We start from the raw sequence: 20,322 nt of genomic DNA on the forward strand, positions 1-20,322 counted from the left end.
ATAAATTTTGTACAACTTTCAGGCCGCTGCGCTGCCCTATGACTGAGTCTTTGTGAACCAGGCGTTCAAGTGGGTCGATAGTGATGAGCAATGATGTTTCTGGCGGCAGGCCATTTGCCCCCCAGCCACCCCCGCCTTCGGAGCAGGAAGCGGCCGAGCAGCTACTACAACTCGCCCTGGATTCAGGGGCAGTTGTCGGCACTTGGGTGTGGGACATCATTGCCGATCAGTTGACCGGCGATGAGCGTTTTGCCCGGACCTTCGGTTTGTCCCCGAAGCTGTGCGCCAAAGGCTTGCCACTGGAACTGGTGATTGCCTCCATTCATCCCGACGACTCGGCCAGAGTCGACAAGTCAATCGAGGACGCGCTTCAAAGCAGCGAAACCTACCGATGCGAATACCGGGTTCTGCATGAAGACGGTCTTTATCGCTGGATCGAAGCCAGCGGACGAATCGAGCGCGATAGTCGCGGCAAACCTGTTCGCAGTCCGGGCGTATTGCTCGATATAGACAGCCGTCGCACGGCTGAAGAGGAGCGCGACCGGCTCAACGAGTTGCTGAGGATATTCACGGCTGCCGTTCCCGGCGTCGTCTACGCCAAGGATCTCGAGGGTCGCATGCTGGTCGCCAATCGTGGCACCGCTGAACTGATCGGCAAGCCGCCCGCGTTTTTCATCGGCAAGACGGACCTGGAGTTTCTGGATGATCCGCAGCAGGCACGGGTGCTCATGGAAACCGACCGCCGGATCATGCAGAACAATGTCAGCGAACAGATCGAAGAACACGTCAACCTGCCTGACGGCTCTGCAGCGACGTGGCTCTCGACCAAAGCGCCCCTGCTCGATGAAAACGGCGAGGTGATCGGTCTGATCGGCTCGTCGGTTGATGTCACCGCCAGAAAAAAAGCCGAAGAAGCGGTCAGAGAACTCAATCAGACACTCGAACAGCGCATCGAACAAGCCGTTTTCGAACGCGAGCAGATCGAAGACGCCCTACGCCACTCGCAGAAGATGGATGCCGTCGGGCAACTGACCGGAGGCATCGCTCATGACTTCAACAACCTGCTGGCCGGTATTTCCGGCAGCCTGGAACTGATCGCCAAACGGTTGGCTCAGGGGCGCGTCGGCGATGTTGACCGTTACGTGTCGGTCGCCCAGGGCGCAGTACGCCGCGCGGCATCGCTGACTCACCGTCTGCTGGCGTTCTCCCGACGCCAGACACTGTCGCCGAGAGTCACCGACGTCAACGGGTTGATTCATGACATGGAAGAGTTGATCGCCCGTACCGTCGGCCCGGAGATAGACATAAAGGTCGTCGCCCAGAATGATCTATGGCCTGCGCTGATCGATCATGCCCAGCTGGAAAGCTCGCTTCTGAACCTGTGCCTGAACGCCCGTGACGCGATGCCCAACGGCGGGCGCATTATCATCGAGACCGCTAACGCGTCCCTTGAAGAGTGCACCGATCCGGACCATGGCATTCCTGCCGGCGAGCACCTGAGCATACGGGTCACCGACACAGGCATCGGCATGAGTCCGGACATTGCCGCCAAAGCCTTCGAACCGTTCTTCACCACCAAGCCCATAGGTGCCGGCACCGGTCTCGGGCTGTCGATGGTGTATGGTTTTGTGCGCCAGTCCGGCGGGCAGATTCGCGTCGAATCGGTCGAAGGCCAGGGCACCAGCGTGGTCATGCACCTGCCACGCCACACTGCTGAAAATGCTCCCCGCCCCGTCGAGCCGGAAGTCATTGAAGAACCGCCGCATCACACCGGCGAAACCGTCCTGATCGTGGACGACGAACCCTCGGTGAGGATGCTCGTCGCCGAAGTCATCAGCGGTCTGGGCTACAACTGCCTGGAAGCGGCAGACGCACAGTCAGGTTTGCAGATCCTGCAGTCGGACACACGCATCGACCTGTTGATCAGTGACATAGGCTTGCCGGGCGGCATGAATGGCCGGGAAATGGCCGATGCGGCAGGCGACTGTCGACCGGGCCTGCCGACCCTGTTCATCACCGGTTATGCCAAAACATCCGTGCTGGACGATTGCCACCTGCGGCCTTGCACGCAAGTGCTCACCAAGCCGTTCGGGCTGGATGCGCTGGCCGGGCGAGTGACAGGCCTGATCGGCGCTGACGCAGTCGCCCGCGGGTTTTCGTAGGTTGAATCCGACCACGCCTGACGGTCGGTATTTTGTGGTCAGGGACCAACTCTGGCGGTGCTCCAATCCCTCTTTGAGCGACGACGTCCGCCAGCATCTGGTGGATGAGCTGATGGCTGCACGTCGTGCAGTCAAGGCCGCCAAGGCGTCCGAAGACCCCGAAGCCTTGAAGACGGCTCGGACCAGTGTGGACAAGGCCAAGGTTGCGCTTGGCGAGCGCGGTGAGGTCTGGTGGACCGATGGCGCCGAGGACTTCAATCGGCGCAAGGTGAAAAACACGCCTTATGCACAGTGGTATCTCGATTTGAATCACCCTGCCTACTGAAATTGACAGCCTCATTCTGAACTGAAGGATGAAACTTTCAGGTGTTTTGTCATTTATATGACATATGACATTCATAAACATCGATTCCCGCCGATAACCACCCCAGCTTTACCCGCTACCTATGACTCCTTGCGTAATACCCCTCTAAAGGCTCATACCGGCATGAGAACATCGTTAAAATTCAGTCATAAAATCCTCTTGGCAGCGTCCCTTGTGGTGATCGCCGCCTTCACACTGTTCACCTTCTACAACGATTATCTGCAGCGCAATGCGTTGCGCGTGCAGCTCAAGGAGAACCTTAACCAGACGGGCGAAAGCACCGCTGGCAATATCCGTAACTGGCTTTCAGGGCGAATTCTTCTGGTAGAGAACCTGGCGGAGAACGCCTCTTCGCCTCAGTCCGCGCAAGAGCAGAATCGGGTGCTCGGCCAACCCACGCTGATCGCCACCTTCATGAGCATTTACCAGGGCAGAAGTGATGGCTCCTTCGTCACCCAGCCGCCTGATGACATGCCGGCCGATTACGACCCGCGAACGCGGCCGTGGTATGTCGATGCCGTTCGCGCCGGCAAAACCATCCTCACCGAGCCGTATCTGGACGCGGTGACCAAGGGCCTGATCGTGACCCTTGCCACACCGATCAAGGGTGAGTCTGGCGTGGCCGGCGTGATTGGCGGCGACCTGAGCCTGGAAATCCTGGTGAAGATGATCAGTTCGCTGCGACTGCATGGCGACGGATACGCGTTCCTGGTCGATGCGAATGGCCGCATTCTGGTTCATCCGGACACCTCGCTGGTGATGAAGACGCTGGCCGAAGTCTACCCGACGAACACACCGAAGCTGTCGCAAGACCTCAGTGAAAGCGAATATGCCGGCAAGACACAGATCCTTACCTTCGCTCACGTGGACGGTCTGCCATCGGTCAACTGGTACGTCGGCGTGGCGATGGATAAAGACATCGCCTACGCGGCGCTGGGCGAGTTCAGAAACTCGGCCATCGTGGCCACTGTGATTGCTGTGGTGCTGATCATCCTGCTGCTGGGCATGCTCCTGAGCGTCCTGCTGCGGCCGCTGAACCTGATGGGTCGCGCGATGCACGATATCGCTGCCGGCGAAGGTGACCTGACCAAGCGCCTGATTATCGAGAGCCAGGACGAGTTCGGCCACCTGGGCAACGGCTTCAACCTCTTTGTAGAGCGAATCCATGACTCGATGCGTGAAGTCGCCTCCTCCACCGTACAGCTCAACGAAGTTGCCCAGCGGGTATTGAACGCATCCAACTCGTCAATGCTCAATTCCGATCAGCAGTCCCACCGCACCAACAGTGTCGCCGCAGCCATCAATGAGCTGGGCGCCGCAACACAGGAGATCGCCCAGAACGCCGCGCGTGCATCGGGGCACTCCAGCGATGCACGGACGTTGGCATCTAACGGGCAGGACGTAGTCGGGCAGAACATCTCGGCCATGAGCCGTCTCTCCAAACGCATCAGCAGCGCAAGCGAGCAGATCGAGACGCTGAATACCAAAACAGCCAACATCGGCCAGATCCTCGACGTGATTACCGGCATCTCCCAACAGACCAATCTACTGGCCCTCAATGCGGCCATCGAGGCCGCGCGTGCGGGTGAGGCCGGCAGAGGTTTTGCCGTGGTTGCCGATGAAGTCCGCAGCCTGGCGCACCGAACCCAGGAATCAGCGAGTCAGGTGCAGGAGATGATCGAGCAGTTGCAATCCGGTGCTCGTGAAGCCGTGGCGATCATGAACGACAGCCAGCGCGAGAGCGTTGAAACGGTCGAGATTGCCAACAAGGCCGTGACAAGTCTGGAAAACGTCACCGAGCGTATCGGCGAAATCGACGGCATGAACCAGTCGGTGGCGACTGCCACCGAAGAGCAGACCGCCGTCGTGGAAGCGATCAACGTGGACATCACCGAGATCAATACGCTGAACCAGCAAGGCGTAGAGAACCTGAACGCGACCCTGCGCGCGTGCACTGACCTTGAACAGCAGTCCACTCGATTGACGCAGTTGGTGGGCAGTTTCCGAATCTGACGTGGCAAGGCCGCTGCCGGAAAGCGTTAGGCAGCGGCCTGCTCTGCTCGACTGTTCCATTCAGCCCATCCGGCAGCTCGCCTACACCAAAAGCAAGAAACGGCACCGTCGATCACACGTAAAAAAGGTCAGCCTGAAAACTCCGGTCTTCCAGTACGGCCGCACCTGTTTCGGTAACACCAAGAACAATGTGCTGGACATAGGGAAACGAGATGTCGTGCTCCAGCACAGCGGCTGAAACCAGCAGACCCTCTTTGACCAGCTCATCAATCATTGCCATAAAATCCCCGGCCGCCGGAACGTCTGATTGAAGGCGTATCAACGCGAGATAAATTTGACCGGACGTCAACTTTCCAGGGCGGACGAAGTTCGCGCTGCGGACGATTTCAAGCACCGCCAATTCATCGGAAAAATTATTAAAACCCATAGCGGCCTCCCACTTCTGAAGACGCTGACTCGCCTGTCCGGCCGTGTCAGGACTTTTAAAAGAAGCTCAGCTCGTGATGAGCGGAAACGCATCTGGCTTCCGTTATTCATCTTGCAATTAAACGAGCCAGATTCATCTTGCAATTAAACGAGCCAGATCCAGCTGGCACATACGGATTTCATGAAGCTGCGTATAGACGCTTCAGAGTGGAACCGTCGGAAAGGCCATCCGTTGCGGATGCCGTTAACGATGATCCGGTTTCAGAAAGTTCATCGCTTCCGTAATCACCGAAGGGTGATCAATCAGCCGATTGTGACCAAGCCCTTCAGTGGTAAACAGACGCGCCCCCGGCCATAGTTCTGCAAAACGAGCGCCCTTTTCCCACGGTGTTTCACGGTCACGGCGGTCATGAATGATCAGGGCGGGACGATCAAGCAGCGGCAGTCGCGAACTGGCGTCGTAGTCTGCAAAGCGGCGACCGGTCAGCGAGTGCAGGACGCCCTCGAAAGGTTTGAATACTGTGTGGGCAACACCGACCGAATCGAATAGTTGAAGTACGCTGTCCGTAGGTGTCAGGAACGGCGCAATCAGGATAAAACGATCAGGGCACCACGACTGTTCCTGAGCGAAAACAATCGATGAAGCGCCCAATGAATGCGCTATCACCGCCGCAGGTTTTCCGAAATGGCGTCCCACGTGCTGCTGCACAGCCACGAACTGGGTCATGTGGCTGATATTGCCTGCGCTCAACCCGTGCGCGGGCTGATCGAACCCCACCACGGCGTAGCCCATCGAGCGCAGTAACGGCACCCATCCGATAAAACGCATCGCGTAACTTGACCAGCCGTGGGCCAGCAACACATACGGCTGGCTGGAGGGATCGCCCCAGACATAGGTGGCAATTCTGATGCCGTCCAGTTCAAGGCTACCGGTTTGCACATCCGTCGCTGTACTCAGGATTTCGGCAGCCTTGGCACGTCCGGACGCCTGAGGAGTCACAAAACGTTGAGCGAGGTATCTTCCAGTGATGCCCGGTAGAATACGGCTGCTCAGCGTGAACATGCCGCGCAGCGTCAATAGTCGAAGCCTGTTGATGATGTTGCTCATCGCTATTCCCCACGCCCGTCAGATGATCTGGCGCCATTAGAACAGCCTATCTTGTCACTGACAAGATAGACTGAACCGATGGGAATATAACTTTTGTTTCATGATAGGGAGCCTTACATGTCGACTTCAGACGCCCCACGGACCTACCACCACGGCAATCTGCCCGCCGTCCTGCGTCAGGCCGCCTGGGATATCGTGGGGGAATCGGGAGTCCGCGGCATGTCACTGCGCGAGTGCGCCAGAAGGGCGAATGTCTCTCATGCCGCCCCCGCCCACCATTTCGGCTCTCTGGAAAATCTGCTGGCGGAGGTGGTGGCCGATGGGTATGAGCGCATGGCCGACGTCATCGTTGCCGTGCAACAGGAACTTGACGACACCCTCCTGGGTTGCGGCATTGGTTATGTAAGTTTCGCCAAAAGTTACCCGGAGCACTTCCGGTTGATGTTTGGCGCGGGTGTAAACCGCACGTTGCCCAGGCTTCTCGAATCGGGTGAACGTGCGCTGCAAGTCCTCCGCCAGTCGATACGCAACGCCTGGATAACAAAATACGGTAGCGAGCCCGACCCGGAACTGCTTGAACAGCGCACCTTCCTCGCCTGGAGCACCGCGCATGGCTACGCTTCCCTGACCATCGACAGAAAGACGAATACCCCCCCTATTCCCTCTGCCGAGTCGGTACTGCAATTGATGACATGCGCCGTGCTTATGCCGTCAGACTGAAAACAGACGCACAGACCTCCATCAGATCGATACACAACCGCCGTCGTGACTGCGCTTGCGCAGAAGCGGTTTCGGCGGTGTGCATGCAATTTGCCCGCACGTCTTCCCATGATGTTCCCCACGTCCCCTTCCGAAACCCGAGCAGGATCAGCACGGCCTATTTTTGATGTCGATCGACATCAATACGTTGACATTTTAGATTTTGATCGTAATCATAACTGCCATCTCCTCCACGCAGTTTACGAGTACATCCTCCATGACAACGCCATCCACTGTTCTCATTACCGGTGCTTCCAGCGGCATCGGCGCGGTATATGCCGAACGATTTGCCCGTCGCGGTCACAATCTCGTAGTGGTCGCTCGTGACAAGGCACGTCTTGATGATCTGGCAGCACGCCTTCGTGAAGAAAACGGCGTTGCCGTTGAAGTCATTCAGGCCGATTTGACTCAAGCTGCCGACCTCACAGCTCTGGAAACCCGCCTGCGTGAGGACGCCAGCATCGGTGTGCTGATCAACAACGCGGGCATTGCTCAATCCGGAGGGTTCGCGCAACATAACGCCGAGTCCATCGACAAGCTTGTCGCCCTCAATATCGTCGCCCTGACACGCCTTGCGGCCGCCGTGGCCCCACGTTTCGCGCAGTCCGGCTCGGGCTCGATCGTCAACCTCGGTTCGGTGGTGGGCTTTGCGCCAGAGTTCGGCATGTCGGTCTACGGTGCGACCAAGGCCTACGTGCTGTTCCTTTCCCAGGGAATGAACGTGGAATTGGCGCCCAACGGCGTCTACGTCCAGGCGGTGCTCCCGGCGGCTACGCGTACCGAAATCTGGGAGCGTGCGGGGATCGATCTGAACACGATTGCAGAGGTGATGGACGTCGACGAACTGGTTGATGCGGCACTGGTGGGCTACGACCGCCGCGAGCAGGTGACCATTCCGCCGCTGCATGTAGCGGGTCGTTGGGACTCGCTGGATGAGGCGCGGCAAGGGCTGTTGTCGGACATTCGACAGGCTCAGGCGGCCGAGCGCTATCGCCCGCAAGCCTGAGGCGGGTCAAGCCGCGGCAGATCCACACCCTTGTTCGACGACACTGGAATCAGAGCGTCATGAAAGCACTGACATTCGAAAAGTACGGCAAGTCGCCTGAGATTGCGATTACCCACGTCCCCATACCGGCCATCAAACCTGACGAACTGTTGGTGGAAGTTCACGCGGCCGGGTTGAACCCGATCGACAACATCATCACTACGGGGGTCTTCAAGCCTGTAGTGAAGTTGCAACTACCGGCCACCATGGGCAGCGATCTGGCAGGCATGGTCATTCAAGTAGGCAGCGCAGTCACTCGTTTCAAGGCAGGCGACGCAGTATTCGCGAGCCTGTTCGAACTGCGTGGGGGCGCCATCGCCCAGTTCGCCGCCGTACCGGAACACGCTGCCGCATTGAAACCCGCCAATCTGGACTTTGTTCAGGCCGCCTCCATCCCGATGGTCGGGCTTACGTCGTGGCAGGCATTCAAGGAACGCGCCCCTCTTAAAGCGGGCCAGAAGGTGTTCATACCGGCCGGGTCTGGAGGTATCGGCACCTTCGCCATCCAGCTGGCCAAACACTTGGGCGCCACAGTGGCCACGACCACCAGCGCGGGGAATATGGAGCTGGTTCGCAGCCTGGGCGCAGATGAAGTCGTGAATTACAAAGAGCAGGCATTTGAACAAGTGCTGCACGACGTTGACCTGGCGCTCGGCACCACCCGGGGAGACGACCTTGAAAGAGCTGTCGGCATCCTCAAGCCCGGCGGTAGGATCGTATCCCTGGTCGGCCCGCTGGATAAGGCATTCGCCAAGGCTCGGCGGATGAATGCCTTCTTCACATTCATATTCGGGTTGATGAGCCGCAGGATCACGCGCCTGGCGAGGACGAAAAATGTGTCGTACTCGTTTCTGTTTGTTCGCGCGGATGGCGCTCAACTTGGCGACATCGCCAGATTGCTCGAAAGTGGCCAGATAACACCGGTGATTGACAGGGTCTTTGCGTTTGAACAGGCCAGCGAAGGGCTTGAATACCTGGGCCAGGGCCGTGCCAAAGGCAAGGTCGTCGTGAAGATCAAGTAAGCGTTTATTCAACGTCCACTCAGCCACCATTCAGGCCCGCATCTGTCGAGCATTGGAGTATCAAATGGACACCTCTTCCGAAAGAACCGCCATCGTCACGGGTGCCTCATCGGGCATCGGTCGTGCCACCGCAGAGGCGCTGGCGCGCGCGGGGTATACCGTGTTTGGCACAAGCCGCAAAATTGGTGACAGTTATGCACAGGTCTCCATGCTGACCTGCGATGTCACGAATGACGACTCTGTCCGCGCGCTCGTTGCCACCGTGCTTGCGAAAACCGGGCGTATCGACCTGCTCGTCAACAATGCCGGCATCGGTATGCTGGGCGGGGCCGAGGAGTTCTCGATCCCGCAAGTGCAGGCACTGTTCGACGTCAATCTGTTTGGCGTCATGCGCATGACCAGCGCAGTACTGCCGTCGATGCGCCAACAAGGTCGGGGACGCATTATCAATATCGGATCGGTTCTGGGGCTGATACCCGCGCCCTACTCGGCTCATTATTCGGCGGTCAAACATGCTCTGGAAGGCTATTCGGAATCGCTCGATCACGAAATTCGCGCCTTCGACGTCCGGGTTTCGGTCATTGAGCCGGCATTCGTACGCACCGTCTTCGATCAAAACGGCATCGAGCCGGACTCACGGTTGCCGGAGTATGATCAGGCGCGAGCGGGTGTCCGTGCGTTGCTCGCCGATGTGATGCCGACAGCCGACCTGCCCGAGGTTGTCGCAGCGGTGGTACTGAAAGCGGCGAGCGATGTTCGCCCACGGCATCGATACACCGCCGGCAAGGCCGCCCGACAAATCAGCCTGCTACGGCGCTTCGCGCCTGCCGGAGCGTTCGATAAAAGCTTGCGCAAGCAGTTTCGCTTGCCGGTATAGATGCCATGGTCTGGACGTATCAGCGCCTTCCCATACTGACTTGGCTCGGCAATGGCCCGCAGGCGCGATAGGTGTCGATCAACGTGTCAAAAAGGGCTATGTCCGACCTGCTTCTGGCGACCAGTTGAGCGCCCGCCACAGCGGAAAAAATGGCCTGCGCCCGCACCTCGCTGTCCGCAGGCGTGCAAATGTTCGCTGCCACCAGAAGCTTGCTCAGCCAGGCAATGTTGACCTGGGCGAATAGCTGCATTTCTTCAGTCATCTCCGGCGGCAGGTTGTCGGTTTCAGCGCCGACGAAAGTGCCCAGGCAAAGGCGGTTTTCAACCTCCAGCGAGCGCCGGAAGATCTCCGGAAAGCGCTGTAATGCTTCGCTGGGATCGGGGGTTTCTTCGGCGATCGTCTCAAGTGCAGCGGCACCGTCCTGCCAGTATCGCCTGGCAACAGCGACACCCAGATCAGCCTTGCTGGGGAAGTGGTAGTAAATACTGGCCGGCTTGATTCCGACCTGGGCGGCCAGATCGCGAAAGTTCAGGCCGTTGTAGCCCTGGGACTGGGCGATGTTTCTCGCAGCAAGCAGGATCGCCTCACGGGCGTTGATGGTCATCGTAGTGCCTTGTACTTCGGACGCGTTTCTGGAGACCGGCACATGCTAATTCAAAAACCTGCCTTTTGTTAGGTAGAAAGACGGTGTGACGCATGGCAGCAGCCATCCGCTGCTGAACGGCCATCGTCGGTTTCTCACAAGCTGAAACGGCTATCGCCGGGAACATCCCGCATGACGTTCCCGGCGATAAGGTGAGCGTAAAAACAGCTCAATCACTCGGCCGGCGAGTCCAGCTCGGGAATACCGCTGCTGCGATCAGCATAGGCCGCCTGAAAAGCCGGACGTTTCTGCCAGCGCTGCCAGTACAGGTCCAGAAACTCGAAACGCTCATCCAATGGCGTGGCGTTGACCGGAAACTTGGAGAAGGCAATAGCAGTTGCAAGCGTGATGTCCGCGAACGTTGGCGCATCGCCGCCCAGCAGCCATTCGCGACCATCGGACAAATGACGATTGACCAATGCCGCGTGGCTCAGCGCTTCTTTGCGGCAGTGCTCGCCCCATGCTTCGTTCTTGGTCAGTTCAAGCTTGAAACCGAGTCCGGTGTGCAGCACGTGAAAGGCCGTAACGATCCGATAGAGGATATGCACCCAGATGCGGTTGTCCCACATGCTATCGAGGCCCTGCTCCAGAGCGCCCTCGCCCATGATCTTGCGGCCCGGATAAGACTGATCCAGATAGCGAGCGATAGCGGCCGTCTCGGATATGAAGCTGCCGTCTGCCAGTTCCAGGGTCGGTGTTTCACCCCACGGGTTCATGTTCAGATGACGCCAGCCACGCTGCTCTCCACCCGGCGTCATGTCATAAATGGTTTCTTCGAACTGATCGGCAATGCCTTTTTCGTGGATGAACAAACGCAGGCGTTGAGGATTCGGAAAAGCCGAAGGAGAGGTGAAAAGTCGCAATTTAGAGGTCATGGTCAGGCCTGTGAGGTAGGGTAAAACACCTACCTAACTATCGTTAGGTATCCACACCGTAGCGGTACTTTTGTTCTGAGTCAACGTTTACCTAACACTTGTTAGGCCAGTAGTATCCACTCGGCTGATCCGCAAGCCTGGCAATCGGAGAAGATTCTGCTGAAAATGCAGCCTTCAGGCATGGGTTGGCCCGCATTGACAGCGCTCAAACGTGAGCGCCTTGATATCCTGTGCGCCGATCTCGGGCGGCCAGTGAATGCTGCTCAAAAACGTACAAGACCCAGGCTCGAACCACAGGCCTCGCCTGGCCGCATAGCGCAGAGAAAGAAGGAAAAAGAATGCAGCACGCTTCGCTGAACCGTTTTCGTACCGGGTTGCTCGCCTTGCTTTTGCTCTGCGTGACCTTGCCGGCCCTGGCCCAGAATGCTCCCGCCCCCCAGGCCGATAGCGCCAGCAGCGCGACCCCTGCCGTGGATGCCCCGAGCCTGGATGATCTGAGCCAACAGCTCGATCAGATCCGTCAGAAAGTGACGGTCAGCGCCAACGACGACCTGCTTTCAAGCCTGCGCCAGGCGGCTTTGCAGGTCCAGAAACAAGCCGACAATCTGATTGCTCAGCAGGCTGTCGATATCGAACACCTGAATGATCAGCTCAACATTCTCGGGCCGGTGCAACCGGACGAAGCGCAAAGCCTGACCAGTCAGCGCAAGACGTTGACCGCGCAGAAAAACGCGCTGGTCAATGATGAACGTCAGACCAATGAGCTGAGCCAGTCAGCCCGGGATCTGGCTACGCAGATATTCAACCTGCGCCGCAGCCTTTTCGATTCACAGATCAGCACGCGCACGGCGAGCCCGCTCAGTTCGGCATTCTGGTCCACGCTGATTCGCCCGACCGATGACGACCTGGGACGCCTGAACAGGCTTCTGGTGGACGTGCGCCAAGTACTCAACAACGCGATGGCACCGGACAACCGTGTGCAATTCATCAGCGTGGTGCTGGGCGCGTTGTTCATCTGGGTGGTTGTCCGGCGCCTGCTGGAGCGCCTGCTGATCTGGGCGATGATTCGCTGGCTGCCCGAAGGCCGCCTGCGCCGCAGCGCCCTGGCCCTGGCGGTCGGGCTGTCGACCATTCTCACCATCACCATTGCCACTTCCTTGCTGCGCTGGGGAATCGTCCACAACGCGGTGCTCAGCAACGACGTGGTCAATCTGCTCGATCAGGTGCAGACGCTGATTACCTTCTGCGCCTTCATCGTCGGTCTGGGCCGCGCGCTGTTGATGCTGGCACATGCCTCGTGGCGCCTGCCGCAAATTCCTGACCAGATTGCCACCGCACTGGGCCGCTTCCCCCCGGCCCTGGCACTGGCACTGATGGTCATCGGCACCCAGGAACGAATCAACAGTGTGATTGCCAGCAGCCTGGCACTGACCGTTGCGGTCAATGGCCTGACGGCACTGGCGGTTTCGCTGGTGTTCTTCTACGCCCTGTTGCGCTACCGCCGTACCCGCCGCCGCTTTGAACTAGAGCGGCCGGCAGGCTTCGCCGGGCTGATTCCGTTTATCGTTGCGGTGTGGGTCGGCCTGAGTTTGCTGGCGTTGTTGAGCGGCTACCTGACGCTGGCTTACTTTCTGGCAGTGAAACTGCTCTGGATCAGCGTGGTGGCGTCCACTGCATACCTGCTGATCGCCTGCTTCGGTGACATCTGCGAAACCCTCCTGTCGCCCAAACAACCTGGCGGCCTGGCGCTGGGCTCAGCGCTGGGCTTGTCCACTCGCCATCAGGCGCAGGCAAGTACCGTACTGGCCGGCATAGGCCGTACCTTGCTGCTGCTCACCGCTGTACTGCTGGCGTTCATGCCTTCAGGGTCGAGCCCGGGCGACCTGCTCGCCAGCTTTACTCAGCTGGATGTCACGTCCAAATCCATGGGTAACCTAAACATCGTCCCCAGCGACATTCTGGTGGCATTGGTATGCCTGGTCGTCGGCCTGCTGAGTGTGCGGGTACTCAAGGAGTGGTTTGGAGAACGCCTGCTGCCCGAAACCAACATGGACGCAGGCATGCAGGCCTCGCTGGTGACCCTGATCGGTTACATCGGCTTTGTGCTGGTGGTGGCCGTGGTGATGTCCACACTCAACATCAGCCTCACCAACCTGACCTGGGTGGTCAGTGCGCTGTCGGTGGGGATAGGTTTCGGCCTGCAGGCCATTGTGCAGAACTTCATCTCCGGCCTGATTCTGCTGACCGAGCGCCCGGTCAAAGTCGGCGACTGGGTAAGCCTGGCGGGGGTCGAAGGCGATATTCGCCGGATCAACGTCCGCGCGACCGAAATCCAGATGGGCGACCGCTCGACAGTGATCGTGCCGAACTCGCAGTTCATCACGCAGAACGTCCGCAACGTGACCATGGGCAATGCGCTGGGCGTGGTCGGAATCACCCTTACCCTGCCCCTGGAAACAGACGTTCTGCAAATACGCGAACTGCTGTTACAGGCTTTCACCGAACACGAAGCGATACTCGATGCACCAGCGCCTTCAGTCACCTTCAAGGACCTGACCAATACCGGCTTGATCATCAGCGCCAGCGGCTACGTGAACAGCCCACGCTCGGTGGGTGGCGCACGGAGTGATCTGTTGTTTACGGTCTTGGGGCGTCTGAGGGAATTGGGTGTAGCGCTGTCTGCACCGCAGAGCATGGTGTTGATTAATGAGGGGGCTGGGAAGGAGGCGGCGGCGGAAGAGAGTCAGTGATGCTTGTTTGTGTGGTGTCCCAGGCGGGGTTCGAACCTGCAACCTTCCCCTTAGGAGGGGGATGCTCTATCCAATTGAGCTACTGAGACACTGCGTGCCGACACACCGATCGGTGCCAGCGAGGACGGCGTGCATCTTAGCGGCATGTGGCGCTTTTGTCATGTCGTCATTGTCCTTCGACCCTGTAGCCGATGTCGCCTGAAAACACGGCCTGATAAACCGATCATGCAATTTGCAATCCCCCAAAAAGCCATCATTGCAAAACGCACTGTAGAGCACTTTTTTTAATTTAATAAACAATTGATTTTAAAGGAGTTTTTATCATTTTCCGATTGGCATGCAGACTGCATTATTGATATCTGTGGAACACATCTCATCCCAAACGGTCGGGCACAGGTACTGGAAAATGAACAAGACTCTCTCAGTGTTGAATGCGGCAGCTCTGGTGGCTCTGGTAGCATTTCATTTCCAGGATTCTGGTATCAAGGATGCTCAGGCCATCACGCCTGCTCCTGTCCACCACCAGATCAGTCAAGCGCCAAAGCTGGCAATCATGACTGAACGCGTTGCGAGCGCAGCGGTGCTGGCCAATGACGATGATGAGTCACTTCAGTTTCCACGCGCTGAACAGCGCTGGGTTTTCTGATAACGCCCGCAACGACCCTTCCAAGAGAGAGTAGCCATGTCAAAATCCGCGTTGTCATTTCTGGTCCTGGCGATCATGGCTGTCGTCGCCGACCTTTTGCTTCCTGTTAATGCACAGGCCATGAGTATCGCTGCAAACATCGCCGCAGGCGTGTTCGCCAGTCTCTTCGTGGTTGCGTTGTTCGTCGGTCGCCGCTTCAAATTCGACCCGGTGCTTCGCTGACAGCGAAGCTACCTGCGGTAATTCGCCCGGTCGTCTGACCGTTCGCATCCAGAATCTCCCCTCCTCCGAAAGAACCTTCCTGCACCGCAGCCAACCCTTTGTCGGCTAACCTCGGTCACGCTGAATTTAGACGCATACTCAGAGTCAAATGGCCATGACGGCAAAAAAGCTCAATGGCGTGCCCTTTTATCCGGGGACAAATGTGATGAGTTTGCAAATTCGCTCGCATTTCTGATAATTGGTGCTGGCAATACGCCGCTACCTGAGTCAATATTTGTCACAGAATTGACGCCAAGGATTCGACGTAATACGGCATGATGTCGGCCCCTTGGAACCCCGGTTGAACATTTGGCCAAAATGATTGTCTGACTGTGACAATCTTGCGGCCACTTGCTAGAACCGCTTCCCCTGAACTAACCGGTTAAATATATGAGCCCTATGAAACAGGCTACTTATTCCAGCCGCACGGCTGACAAGTTCGTCGTTCGCCTACCAGACGGCATGCGTAATCGCGTGCAAGAGGTAGCCAAGAATCATCACCGCAGCATGAACTCGGAAATCATCGCTCGTCTCGAACAAAGCCTGATTCAGGAAGGTGCTCTTGGTGATGAACCAAGCCTGCGCCTCGATAGTCCTGAGCTGTCCTTGCACGAACGCGAGCTGCTGCAGCGCTTTCGCCAGCTTTCACATCGTCAACAGAACGCTCTTGTTTCGCTGATTGCTCATGACACGGAACTCGCTTCCGAAGAGTCCTGAGATTTGACGTAACAGACAAAGGCCAGCGAAAGCTGGCCTTTTTCGTTGTAGCCTTTTTCTTTATTAGTCGTCGGCTTATTGCGTTACACAGCGACCTGAAGACTTGGCGAAAGCATAAAAAAACCGCCTGATCATGGCGGTTTTTTTATTTCAATAGACTCTAGCCGTCGCGAGCCTTAGAGCAGAAAGATCGTCGCCAGCCCGAGAAAGATGAAGAAGCCGCCGCTGTCGGTCATCGCCGTAATCATGACGCTCGCCCCCATCGCGGGATCTCGCCCCAAACGTGCAAGCGCCATAGGAATGGAAACACCCATCAGCGCTGCCAGCAACAGGTTGAGCGTCATGGCTGCGGTCATGACCACACCCAGCGACCAGCTGTCATACAGGAAGTAGGCGACCACGCCGATCACACCCCCCCAGATCAGACCATTGATCAAGCCGACAGCCAGCTCCTTGCGCAGCAATCGCGCCGTATTACCGGTATTGACCTGATCCAGCGCCATCGCGCGGACGATCATGGTGATGGTCTGGTTACCGGAGTTGCCGCCAATCCCGGCCACGATAGGCATCAGCGCAGCGAGCGCCACCAACTTCTCGATGGAGCCTTCGAACAGGCCGATCACACGCGAGGCCAGAAACGCGGTTACCAGGTTGACTGCCAGCCAGGACCAGCGGTTGCGCAGCGAACGCCATACCGACGCGAAGATGTCTTCTTCTTCACGCAGACCCGCCATGTTGAGGACTTCGCTCTCGCTTTCCTCACGGATCAGGTCGACCATTTCATCGATGGTCAGACGGCCGATCAGCTTGCCGTTCTTGTCCACGACCGGCGTGGAGATAAGGTCATAACGCTCAAACGCCTGTGCCGCATCGTAGGCATCGTCTTCAGGGTGAAAGCTGACCGGATCGTTGGCCATGACTTCGCCAACCTGCTTCTCCGGATCATTGACCAGCAGACGCTTGATCGGCAGCACGCCCTTGAGCACACCCTCGGAATCGACTACGAACAGTTTGTCGGTGTGACCAGGCAGCTCTTTGAGCCTGCGCAGGTAGCGCAGCACGACTTCAAGGCTGACATCCTCACGGATCGTCACCATCTCGAAGTCCATCAGCGCACCGACCTGATCCTCGTCATAGGACAAGGCCGACCGCACGCGCTCACGCTGCTGTGAATCCAGTGTTTCCATGAGCTCGTGAACGACGTCGCGGGGCAACTCGGGAGCAAGGTCGGCCAGTTCGTCGGCGTCCATGTCCCGTGCCGCCGCGAGCAACTCATGATCGTCCATGTCGGCGATCAGGGTTTCACGAACGGAATCGGATACTTCAAGAAGAATGTCGCCGTCGCGCTCGGCCTTGACCAGCTGCCAGACGGTCAGGCGGTCTTCCAGGGGCAAGGCTTCAAGGATATAGGCGACGTCGGCAGAGTGAAGGTCTTCGAGCTTGCGTTGCAACTCGACGAGGTTCTGCCGGTGAACCAGGTTTTCTACACGGTCCTGATGCTGACCTTCCTGACGGTGGGTCAGGTCTTCAACAATACGCTGGCGCTGCAGCAGATCGACAACCTGAGCCAGGCGATCCTGCAAGCTTTCCTGCGTTTTTTTTACTTCTCTTTCGGTCATAGGCGAACTCCACTCCCAGCAGCGGAGCACGCCGGGAGATCAATCAGTTAATTCATGATTGTTGAAAAACATTATCGAGTAACGACTGGGTATGTCCATGGAGGTGTTCCACAAGCCCCGGCGGAGCTGACGGGCGCAATGATACACCGCTTTGAGCGAAGCGCACGCGAGAAAATTCAGCTCATAACAACCGTTTGCAGCGCAAACCTGCACAACTCCGTAAGCCAGCCAGGGTTCGACGTCACATTCAGCCAATAAAACACGCTCGCCCCTTTCAAAGACCGCAGTTAGCCTTTGCCGACACCTGTCACGGAGGACCTTGAGCATGCGACCTGAAAATCATCTGCTGCTGTGGAGCGCCCTGCTCTGCCTTCCTGCCGCTGCAACCGCCAGCAACGTTCATCGCTGCGAGGATGCATCCGGAAAGATTACGTTTACCACCCTCGGCTGCCCGGATGGGCACAGTACCCGCCTGCAGAGAGCCTTCAACGCACCACCGGGAACCCGTATCGATGTGATGCCGCCCGCCAACACTGCGCAAACCGCGCGTGGAAAACCGGCAGATCAGACACTGGTCGTGGTCGGCACACGCGATGATGGCTGTGGAAACCGCTTGAGCGCCGAACAGCGCCGGGCTGCGATCATCAACCAGCGCACCCCTCCCGGTATGACGCAGCGTGATGTCGAGAGCCTGCTGGGACGCCCCGACAAAGTCACTAACCGCAATGGAGAATTGCATTACGTGTACAACCAGAAAAAAGGCCGCAGCAATAAGGTGACATTTGACGAGAACGGATGCGTTAAAGGAAAACGCTAGAAAGCAAAAAGCCCACATCTTTCGATGTGGGCTTTTCGTTTGTATGGTGCACTCGACAGGATTCGAACCTGTGACCGCTCGGTTCGTAGCCGAGTACTCTATCCAGCTGAGCTACGAGTGCATTGGTGTTTTTAGACCAGATCACCTCTGGTTGGAGCCAGTTATCGGAAACCTTGTAATTACTTACAACACTTCAAACAACTTTAAATGGTGCACTCGACAGGATTCGAACCTGTGACCGCTCGGTTCGTAGCCGAGTACTCTATCCAGCTGAGCTACGAGTGCATGTGTTGGTGCCGCGCATTATAGGTCGTAAAATTGTTTAGTCAAGCACTTTTTCTAGTAAATTCAACAACTTACAGATCAAGCCCAATCTTACGCACTACATAAATAATGGCGGAGAACGGGGGATTCGAACCCCCGACACCCTTTTGAGGTGTACTCCCTTAGCAGGGGAGCGCCTTCGGCCACTCGGCCAGCTCTCCGCAACACGGGGCGTATAATAACCACCCTTTTCCCCGTTTGCAAACCAAAAATTCAATAAAAATTAATGGCTTGGTTCTTCGTCCTTCTCTTTCTTGATACGCAGGTAAATCTCTTCACGATGAACCGCGACTTCCTTGGGCGCATTGACACCAATACGCACCTGATTACCCTTCACTCCGAGCACGGTGACGGTGATCTCACCATCTCCAATGATCAGGCTTTCCGCGCACCGACGAGTCAGAATCAGCATACTTTTCTCCTTACGCCTTTATTCAGGGACAACAGTCTGCAAACCTATGGGCAGTGACAGTAGCAAAACGCCATAACCACTACCTGTATATCGACTAACGCAAAGAAAACAAAAGCCCTTCTGCGCAGCACCCGAAAGACGCGGTCACGCCGCGCCCTTCGATGACAGGGTCATTCGCCCTGCCGCGGAGCATCCAGCTCAAAGGCCGTGTGCAGTGCGCGCACAGCCAACTCCAGGTATTTCTCTTCGATGACCACGGAAACCTTGATTTCCGATGTGGAGATCATCTGGATATTGATGCTCTCCTTGGCCAGCGCTTCGAACATACGACTGGCAACGCCGGCATGCGAGCGCATACCAACGCCGACGATGGACACCTTGGCGATCTTGGTATCGCCGGAAACCTCACGCGCGCTGATTTCACGCGCGGTAGCCTCAAGCACCTGCAAGGCCGCCTGATAGTCGTTGCGATGGATCGTGAAGGTGAAATCGGTGGTGTTATCGTGCGAGACGTTCTGCACGATCATGTCCACTTCGATATTGGCCGCGCTGATCGGGCCGAGAATCTTGAACGCCACGCCGGGGGTGTCTGGCACACCACGGATGGTCAGCTTGGCTTCATCGCGGTTGAAGGCGATGCCGGAAATGATCGGCTGTTCCATGGATTCCTCTTCATCGATTGTAATAAGGGTGCCCGGCCCCTCTTTGAAGCTGTGCAGAACGCGCAGCGGGACATTGTATTTGCCGGCGAATTCGACCGCACGGATCTGCAGCACCTTGGAACCGAGGCTGGCCATTTCCAGCATCTCTTCAAAGGTGATCTTGTCGAGGCGCTGGGCCTGCGACACGACGCGCGGATCAGTGGTGTAGACGCCATCGACGTCGGTGTAGATCTGGCACTCGTCCGCTTTCAGCGCCGCCGCCAGGGCAACACCGGTCGTGTCCGAGCCACCACGCCCGAGGGTCGTGATGTTGCCGTGTTCGTCGACACCCTGGAAACCGGCGACCACCACCACACGACCCGCTTTCAGGTCGGAGCGGATCTTCTGGTCGTCGATCTGCAGGATGCGCGCCTTGTTGTGCGCGCTGTCGGTGAGAATACGCACCTGATTGCCGGTGTAGGACACCGCCGGAACGCCACGCTTCATCAAGGCCATCGCCAGCAGCGCGATGGTCACCTGCTCGCCCGTGGAGACAATGACATCCAGCTCACGGGGAACTGGCTGATCACTGATCTGCCTGGCCAGCTCGATCAGACGATTGGTTTCACCGCTCATGGCCGAAAGCACGACCACCAGGTCGTCACCCGCCTCACGGAATTTCTTGACCTTGTCGGCCACCTGCTCGATGCGCTCTACAGAGCCCACGGAGGTGCCGCCAAATTTCTGTACGATTAAAGCCATCTCAAAGCCGCCTCAAATCCCGTTAAGAGCACCCATTAACATTCGAGTCCAAGTAAGGCCTGCCGGTGTGCGGCAGGCC

Annotated in this window: 19 protein-coding genes, 4 tRNA genes and 1 pseudogene; 13 read left to right on the top strand and 11 right to left on the bottom strand. The window is 57.5% G+C overall.

The genetic code is table 11. From position 1 onward, the window contains the following. Window positions 1–83 precede the first annotated feature (83 nt). The 4 genes and pseudogenes from BLR16_RS22245 to BLR16_RS29365 all read left to right on the top strand — a co-directional run bounded on the left by BLR16_RS22245 (window position 84) and on the right by BLR16_RS29365 (window position 4,539). Window positions 84–2,162: a hybrid sensor histidine kinase/response regulator gene (locus BLR16_RS22245; RefSeq protein ID WP_060708056.1), complete on the top strand. Its 2,079-nt coding sequence runs from the start codon at window positions 84–86 to the stop codon at window positions 2,160–2,162. A 1-nt stretch (window position 2,163) separates the two neighbouring features. Beyond that, window positions 2,164–2,487 carry a hypothetical protein gene (locus tag BLR16_RS22250; protein ID WP_057456577.1) on the top strand — a complete coding sequence of 108 codons (324 nt, stop codon included), beginning with the start codon at window positions 2,164–2,166 and terminating at the stop codon, window positions 2,485–2,487. Between the two features lie 162 nt (window positions 2,488–2,649). Next, window positions 2,650–3,684 (top strand): annotated as a pseudogene (locus BLR16_RS29360) (cache domain-containing protein); the annotation flags it as partial. Between the two features lie 90 nt (window positions 3,685–3,774). Next, window positions 3,775–4,539 (top strand): methyl-accepting chemotaxis protein, encoded by a 765-nt coding sequence (locus tag BLR16_RS29365; RefSeq protein WP_371124892.1) that lies wholly within the window; start codon window positions 3,775–3,777, stop codon window positions 4,537–4,539. A 112-nt stretch (window positions 4,540–4,651) separates the two neighbouring features. Here the strand turns inward: BLR16_RS29365 and BLR16_RS22260 are convergent, their stop codons facing one another. Then, complete coding sequence (locus tag BLR16_RS22260; RefSeq protein ID WP_003434609.1) at window positions 4,652–4,966, bottom strand: hypothetical protein; 315 nt, start codon at window positions 4,964–4,966, stop codon at window positions 4,652–4,654. Between the two features lie 243 nt (window positions 4,967–5,209). Beyond that, window positions 5,210–6,073 carry an alpha/beta hydrolase gene (locus tag BLR16_RS22265; protein WP_003369928.1) on the bottom strand — a complete coding sequence of 288 codons (864 nt, stop codon included), beginning with the start codon at window positions 6,071–6,073 and terminating at the stop codon, window positions 5,210–5,212. 117 nt (window positions 6,074–6,190) lie between these two features. Here BLR16_RS22265 and BLR16_RS22270 point away from each other — a divergent pair, with 117 nt between their 5' ends. From BLR16_RS22270 to BLR16_RS22285, 4 genes are all read left to right on the top strand, one after another. Next, the gene (locus BLR16_RS22270; RefSeq protein WP_058397087.1) at window positions 6,191–6,793 is read left to right on the top strand and encodes a TetR/AcrR family transcriptional regulator; all 603 of its coding nucleotides are present in this window, start codon (window positions 6,191–6,193) and stop codon (window positions 6,791–6,793) included. 256 nt (window positions 6,794–7,049) lie between these two features. Beyond that, window positions 7,050–7,838, top strand: coding sequence for an SDR family NAD(P)-dependent oxidoreductase (locus BLR16_RS22275; protein WP_074808880.1), 789 nt, complete (start codon window positions 7,050–7,052; stop codon window positions 7,836–7,838). A gap of 59 nt (window positions 7,839–7,897) precedes the next feature. Next, window positions 7,898–8,899, top strand: coding sequence for an NADP-dependent oxidoreductase (locus tag BLR16_RS22280; RefSeq protein ID WP_046719166.1), 1,002 nt, complete (start codon window positions 7,898–7,900; stop codon window positions 8,897–8,899). A gap of 64 nt (window positions 8,900–8,963) precedes the next feature. Beyond that, window positions 8,964–9,776: an oxidoreductase gene (locus BLR16_RS22285; RefSeq protein WP_072364883.1), complete on the top strand. Its 813-nt coding sequence runs from the start codon at window positions 8,964–8,966 to the stop codon at window positions 9,774–9,776. A gap of 19 nt (window positions 9,777–9,795) precedes the next feature. Here the strand turns inward: BLR16_RS22285 and BLR16_RS22290 are convergent, their stop codons facing one another. Together BLR16_RS22290 and BLR16_RS22300 are read right to left on the bottom strand one after the other, a co-directional pair. Next, window positions 9,796–10,380, bottom strand: coding sequence for a TetR/AcrR family transcriptional regulator (locus BLR16_RS22290; protein WP_072364881.1), 585 nt, complete (start codon window positions 10,378–10,380; stop codon window positions 9,796–9,798). Window positions 10,381–10,592: 212 nt separating this feature from the next. Further along, window positions 10,593–11,294 (bottom strand): glutathione S-transferase family protein, encoded by a 702-nt coding sequence (locus BLR16_RS22300; protein ID WP_054080885.1) that lies wholly within the window; start codon window positions 11,292–11,294, stop codon window positions 10,593–10,595. Between the two features lie 338 nt (window positions 11,295–11,632). On the opposite strand from BLR16_RS22300, the gene BLR16_RS22305 reads away from it, so the two are divergent. Further along, window positions 11,633–14,044: a DUF3772 domain-containing protein gene (locus tag BLR16_RS22305; RefSeq protein ID WP_054080884.1), complete on the top strand. Its 2,412-nt coding sequence runs from the start codon at window positions 11,633–11,635 to the stop codon at window positions 14,042–14,044. A gap of 12 nt (window positions 14,045–14,056) precedes the next feature. Here the strand turns inward: BLR16_RS22305 and BLR16_RS22310 are convergent. After that, window positions 14,057–14,133: transfer RNA gene (locus tag BLR16_RS22310), tRNA-Arg, on the bottom strand. Between the two features lie 317 nt (window positions 14,134–14,450). Here BLR16_RS22310 and BLR16_RS22320 point away from each other — a divergent pair. From BLR16_RS22320 to BLR16_RS22330, 3 genes are all read left to right on the top strand, one after another. Then, window positions 14,451–14,690, top strand: coding sequence for a hypothetical protein (locus BLR16_RS22320; RefSeq protein ID WP_003369913.1), 240 nt, complete (start codon window positions 14,451–14,453; stop codon window positions 14,688–14,690). Between the two features lie 36 nt (window positions 14,691–14,726). Then, window positions 14,727–14,912 carry a PA3371 family protein gene (locus BLR16_RS22325; protein ID WP_003369912.1) on the top strand — a complete coding sequence of 62 codons (186 nt, stop codon included), beginning with the start codon at window positions 14,727–14,729 and terminating at the stop codon, window positions 14,910–14,912. A gap of 429 nt (window positions 14,913–15,341) precedes the next feature. Further along, on the top strand, window positions 15,342–15,668 hold the full coding sequence (locus tag BLR16_RS22330) for an Arc family DNA-binding protein (RefSeq protein WP_002554423.1): 327 nt from the start codon (window positions 15,342–15,344) through the stop codon (window positions 15,666–15,668). A 176-nt stretch (window positions 15,669–15,844) separates the two neighbouring features. Here the strand turns inward: BLR16_RS22330 and mgtE are convergent, their stop codons facing one another. Beyond that, on the bottom strand, window positions 15,845–17,287 hold the full coding sequence (mgtE, locus tag BLR16_RS22335) for a magnesium transporter (protein WP_003434593.1): 1,443 nt from the start codon (window positions 17,285–17,287) through the stop codon (window positions 15,845–15,847). A gap of 325 nt (window positions 17,288–17,612) precedes the next feature. Between mgtE and bamE the strand changes: the two genes are divergently transcribed. After that, a complete protein-coding gene (bamE, locus tag BLR16_RS22340) occupies window positions 17,613–18,104 on the top strand; it encodes an outer membrane protein assembly factor BamE domain-containing protein (RefSeq protein WP_003369903.1) in 492 nt (163 codons plus the stop codon). 44 nt (window positions 18,105–18,148) lie between these two features. Here the strand turns inward: bamE and BLR16_RS22345 are convergent. The 5 genes from BLR16_RS22345 to BLR16_RS22365 all read right to left on the bottom strand — a co-directional run bounded on the left by BLR16_RS22345 (window position 18,149) and on the right by BLR16_RS22365 (window position 20,243). Then, window positions 18,149–18,225: transfer RNA gene (locus tag BLR16_RS22345), tRNA-Arg, on the bottom strand. Between the two features lie 87 nt (window positions 18,226–18,312). Then, window positions 18,313–18,389: transfer RNA gene (locus tag BLR16_RS22350), tRNA-Arg, on the bottom strand. Between the two features lie 109 nt (window positions 18,390–18,498). Continuing rightward, window positions 18,499–18,589, bottom strand: a tRNA-Ser gene (locus BLR16_RS22355). Between the two features lie 62 nt (window positions 18,590–18,651). Next, complete coding sequence (gene csrA / locus BLR16_RS22360) at window positions 18,652–18,840, bottom strand: carbon storage regulator CsrA (protein WP_002554426.1); 189 nt, start codon at window positions 18,838–18,840, stop codon at window positions 18,652–18,654. A 170-nt stretch (window positions 18,841–19,010) separates the two neighbouring features. Then, window positions 19,011–20,243, bottom strand: coding sequence for an aspartate kinase (locus BLR16_RS22365; RefSeq protein WP_003369901.1), 1,233 nt, complete (start codon window positions 20,241–20,243; stop codon window positions 19,011–19,013). Window positions 20,244–20,322 lie beyond the last annotated feature (79 nt).

This window comes from Pseudomonas sp. BS3767 (assembly GCF_900099665.1).
Classification (GTDB): Bacteria; Pseudomonadota; Gammaproteobacteria; order Pseudomonadales; family Pseudomonadaceae; genus Aquipseudomonas; species Aquipseudomonas cerasi.

What these genes read in the sequence shown, in the direction of transcription:
- BLR16_RS22325 (WP_003369912.1), top strand. Translation starts at nt 14,727, where the DNA reads ATGTCAAAATCCGCGTTGTCATTTCTGGTCCTGGCGATCATGGCTGTC.
- BLR16_RS22300 (WP_054080885.1), bottom strand. Translation starts at nt 11,294, where the DNA reads ATGACCTCTAAATTGCGACTTTTCACCTCTCCTTCGGCTTTTCCGAAT.
- BLR16_RS22275 (WP_074808880.1), top strand. Translation starts at nt 7,050, where the DNA reads ATGACAACGCCATCCACTGTTCTCATTACCGGTGCTTCCAGCGGCATC.
- BLR16_RS22260 (WP_003434609.1), bottom strand. Translation starts at nt 4,966, where the DNA reads ATGGGTTTTAATAATTTTTCCGATGAATTGGCGGTGCTTGAAATCGTC.
- BLR16_RS22280 (WP_046719166.1), top strand. Translation starts at nt 7,898, where the DNA reads ATGAAAGCACTGACATTCGAAAAGTACGGCAAGTCGCCTGAGATTGCG.
- csrA (WP_002554426.1), bottom strand. Translation starts at nt 18,840, where the DNA reads ATGCTGATTCTGACTCGTCGGTGCGCGGAAAGCCTGATCATTGGAGAT.
- BLR16_RS22290 (WP_072364881.1), bottom strand. Translation starts at nt 10,380, where the DNA reads ATGACCATCAACGCCCGTGAGGCGATCCTGCTTGCTGCGAGAAACATC.
- BLR16_RS22365 (WP_003369901.1), bottom strand. Translation starts at nt 20,243, where the DNA reads ATGGCTTTAATCGTACAGAAATTTGGCGGCACCTCCGTGGGCTCTGTA.
- BLR16_RS22305 (WP_054080884.1), top strand. Translation starts at nt 11,633, where the DNA reads ATGCAGCACGCTTCGCTGAACCGTTTTCGTACCGGGTTGCTCGCCTTG.
- BLR16_RS22270 (WP_058397087.1), top strand. Translation starts at nt 6,191, where the DNA reads ATGTCGACTTCAGACGCCCCACGGACCTACCACCACGGCAATCTGCCC.
- bamE (WP_003369903.1), top strand. Translation starts at nt 17,613, where the DNA reads ATGCGACCTGAAAATCATCTGCTGCTGTGGAGCGCCCTGCTCTGCCTT.
- mgtE (WP_003434593.1), bottom strand. Translation starts at nt 17,287, where the DNA reads ATGACCGAAAGAGAAGTAAAAAAAACGCAGGAAAGCTTGCAGGATCGC.
- BLR16_RS22285 (WP_072364883.1), top strand. Translation starts at nt 8,964, where the DNA reads ATGGACACCTCTTCCGAAAGAACCGCCATCGTCACGGGTGCCTCATCG.
- BLR16_RS22245 (WP_060708056.1), top strand. Translation starts at nt 84, where the DNA reads ATGAGCAATGATGTTTCTGGCGGCAGGCCATTTGCCCCCCAGCCACCC.
- BLR16_RS22330 (WP_002554423.1), top strand. Translation starts at nt 15,342, where the DNA reads ATGAGCCCTATGAAACAGGCTACTTATTCCAGCCGCACGGCTGACAAG.
- BLR16_RS29365 (WP_371124892.1), top strand. Translation starts at nt 3,775, where the DNA reads ATGCTCAATTCCGATCAGCAGTCCCACCGCACCAACAGTGTCGCCGCA.
- BLR16_RS22265 (WP_003369928.1), bottom strand. Translation starts at nt 6,073, where the DNA reads ATGAGCAACATCATCAACAGGCTTCGACTATTGACGCTGCGCGGCATG.
- BLR16_RS22320 (WP_003369913.1), top strand. Translation starts at nt 14,451, where the DNA reads ATGAACAAGACTCTCTCAGTGTTGAATGCGGCAGCTCTGGTGGCTCTG.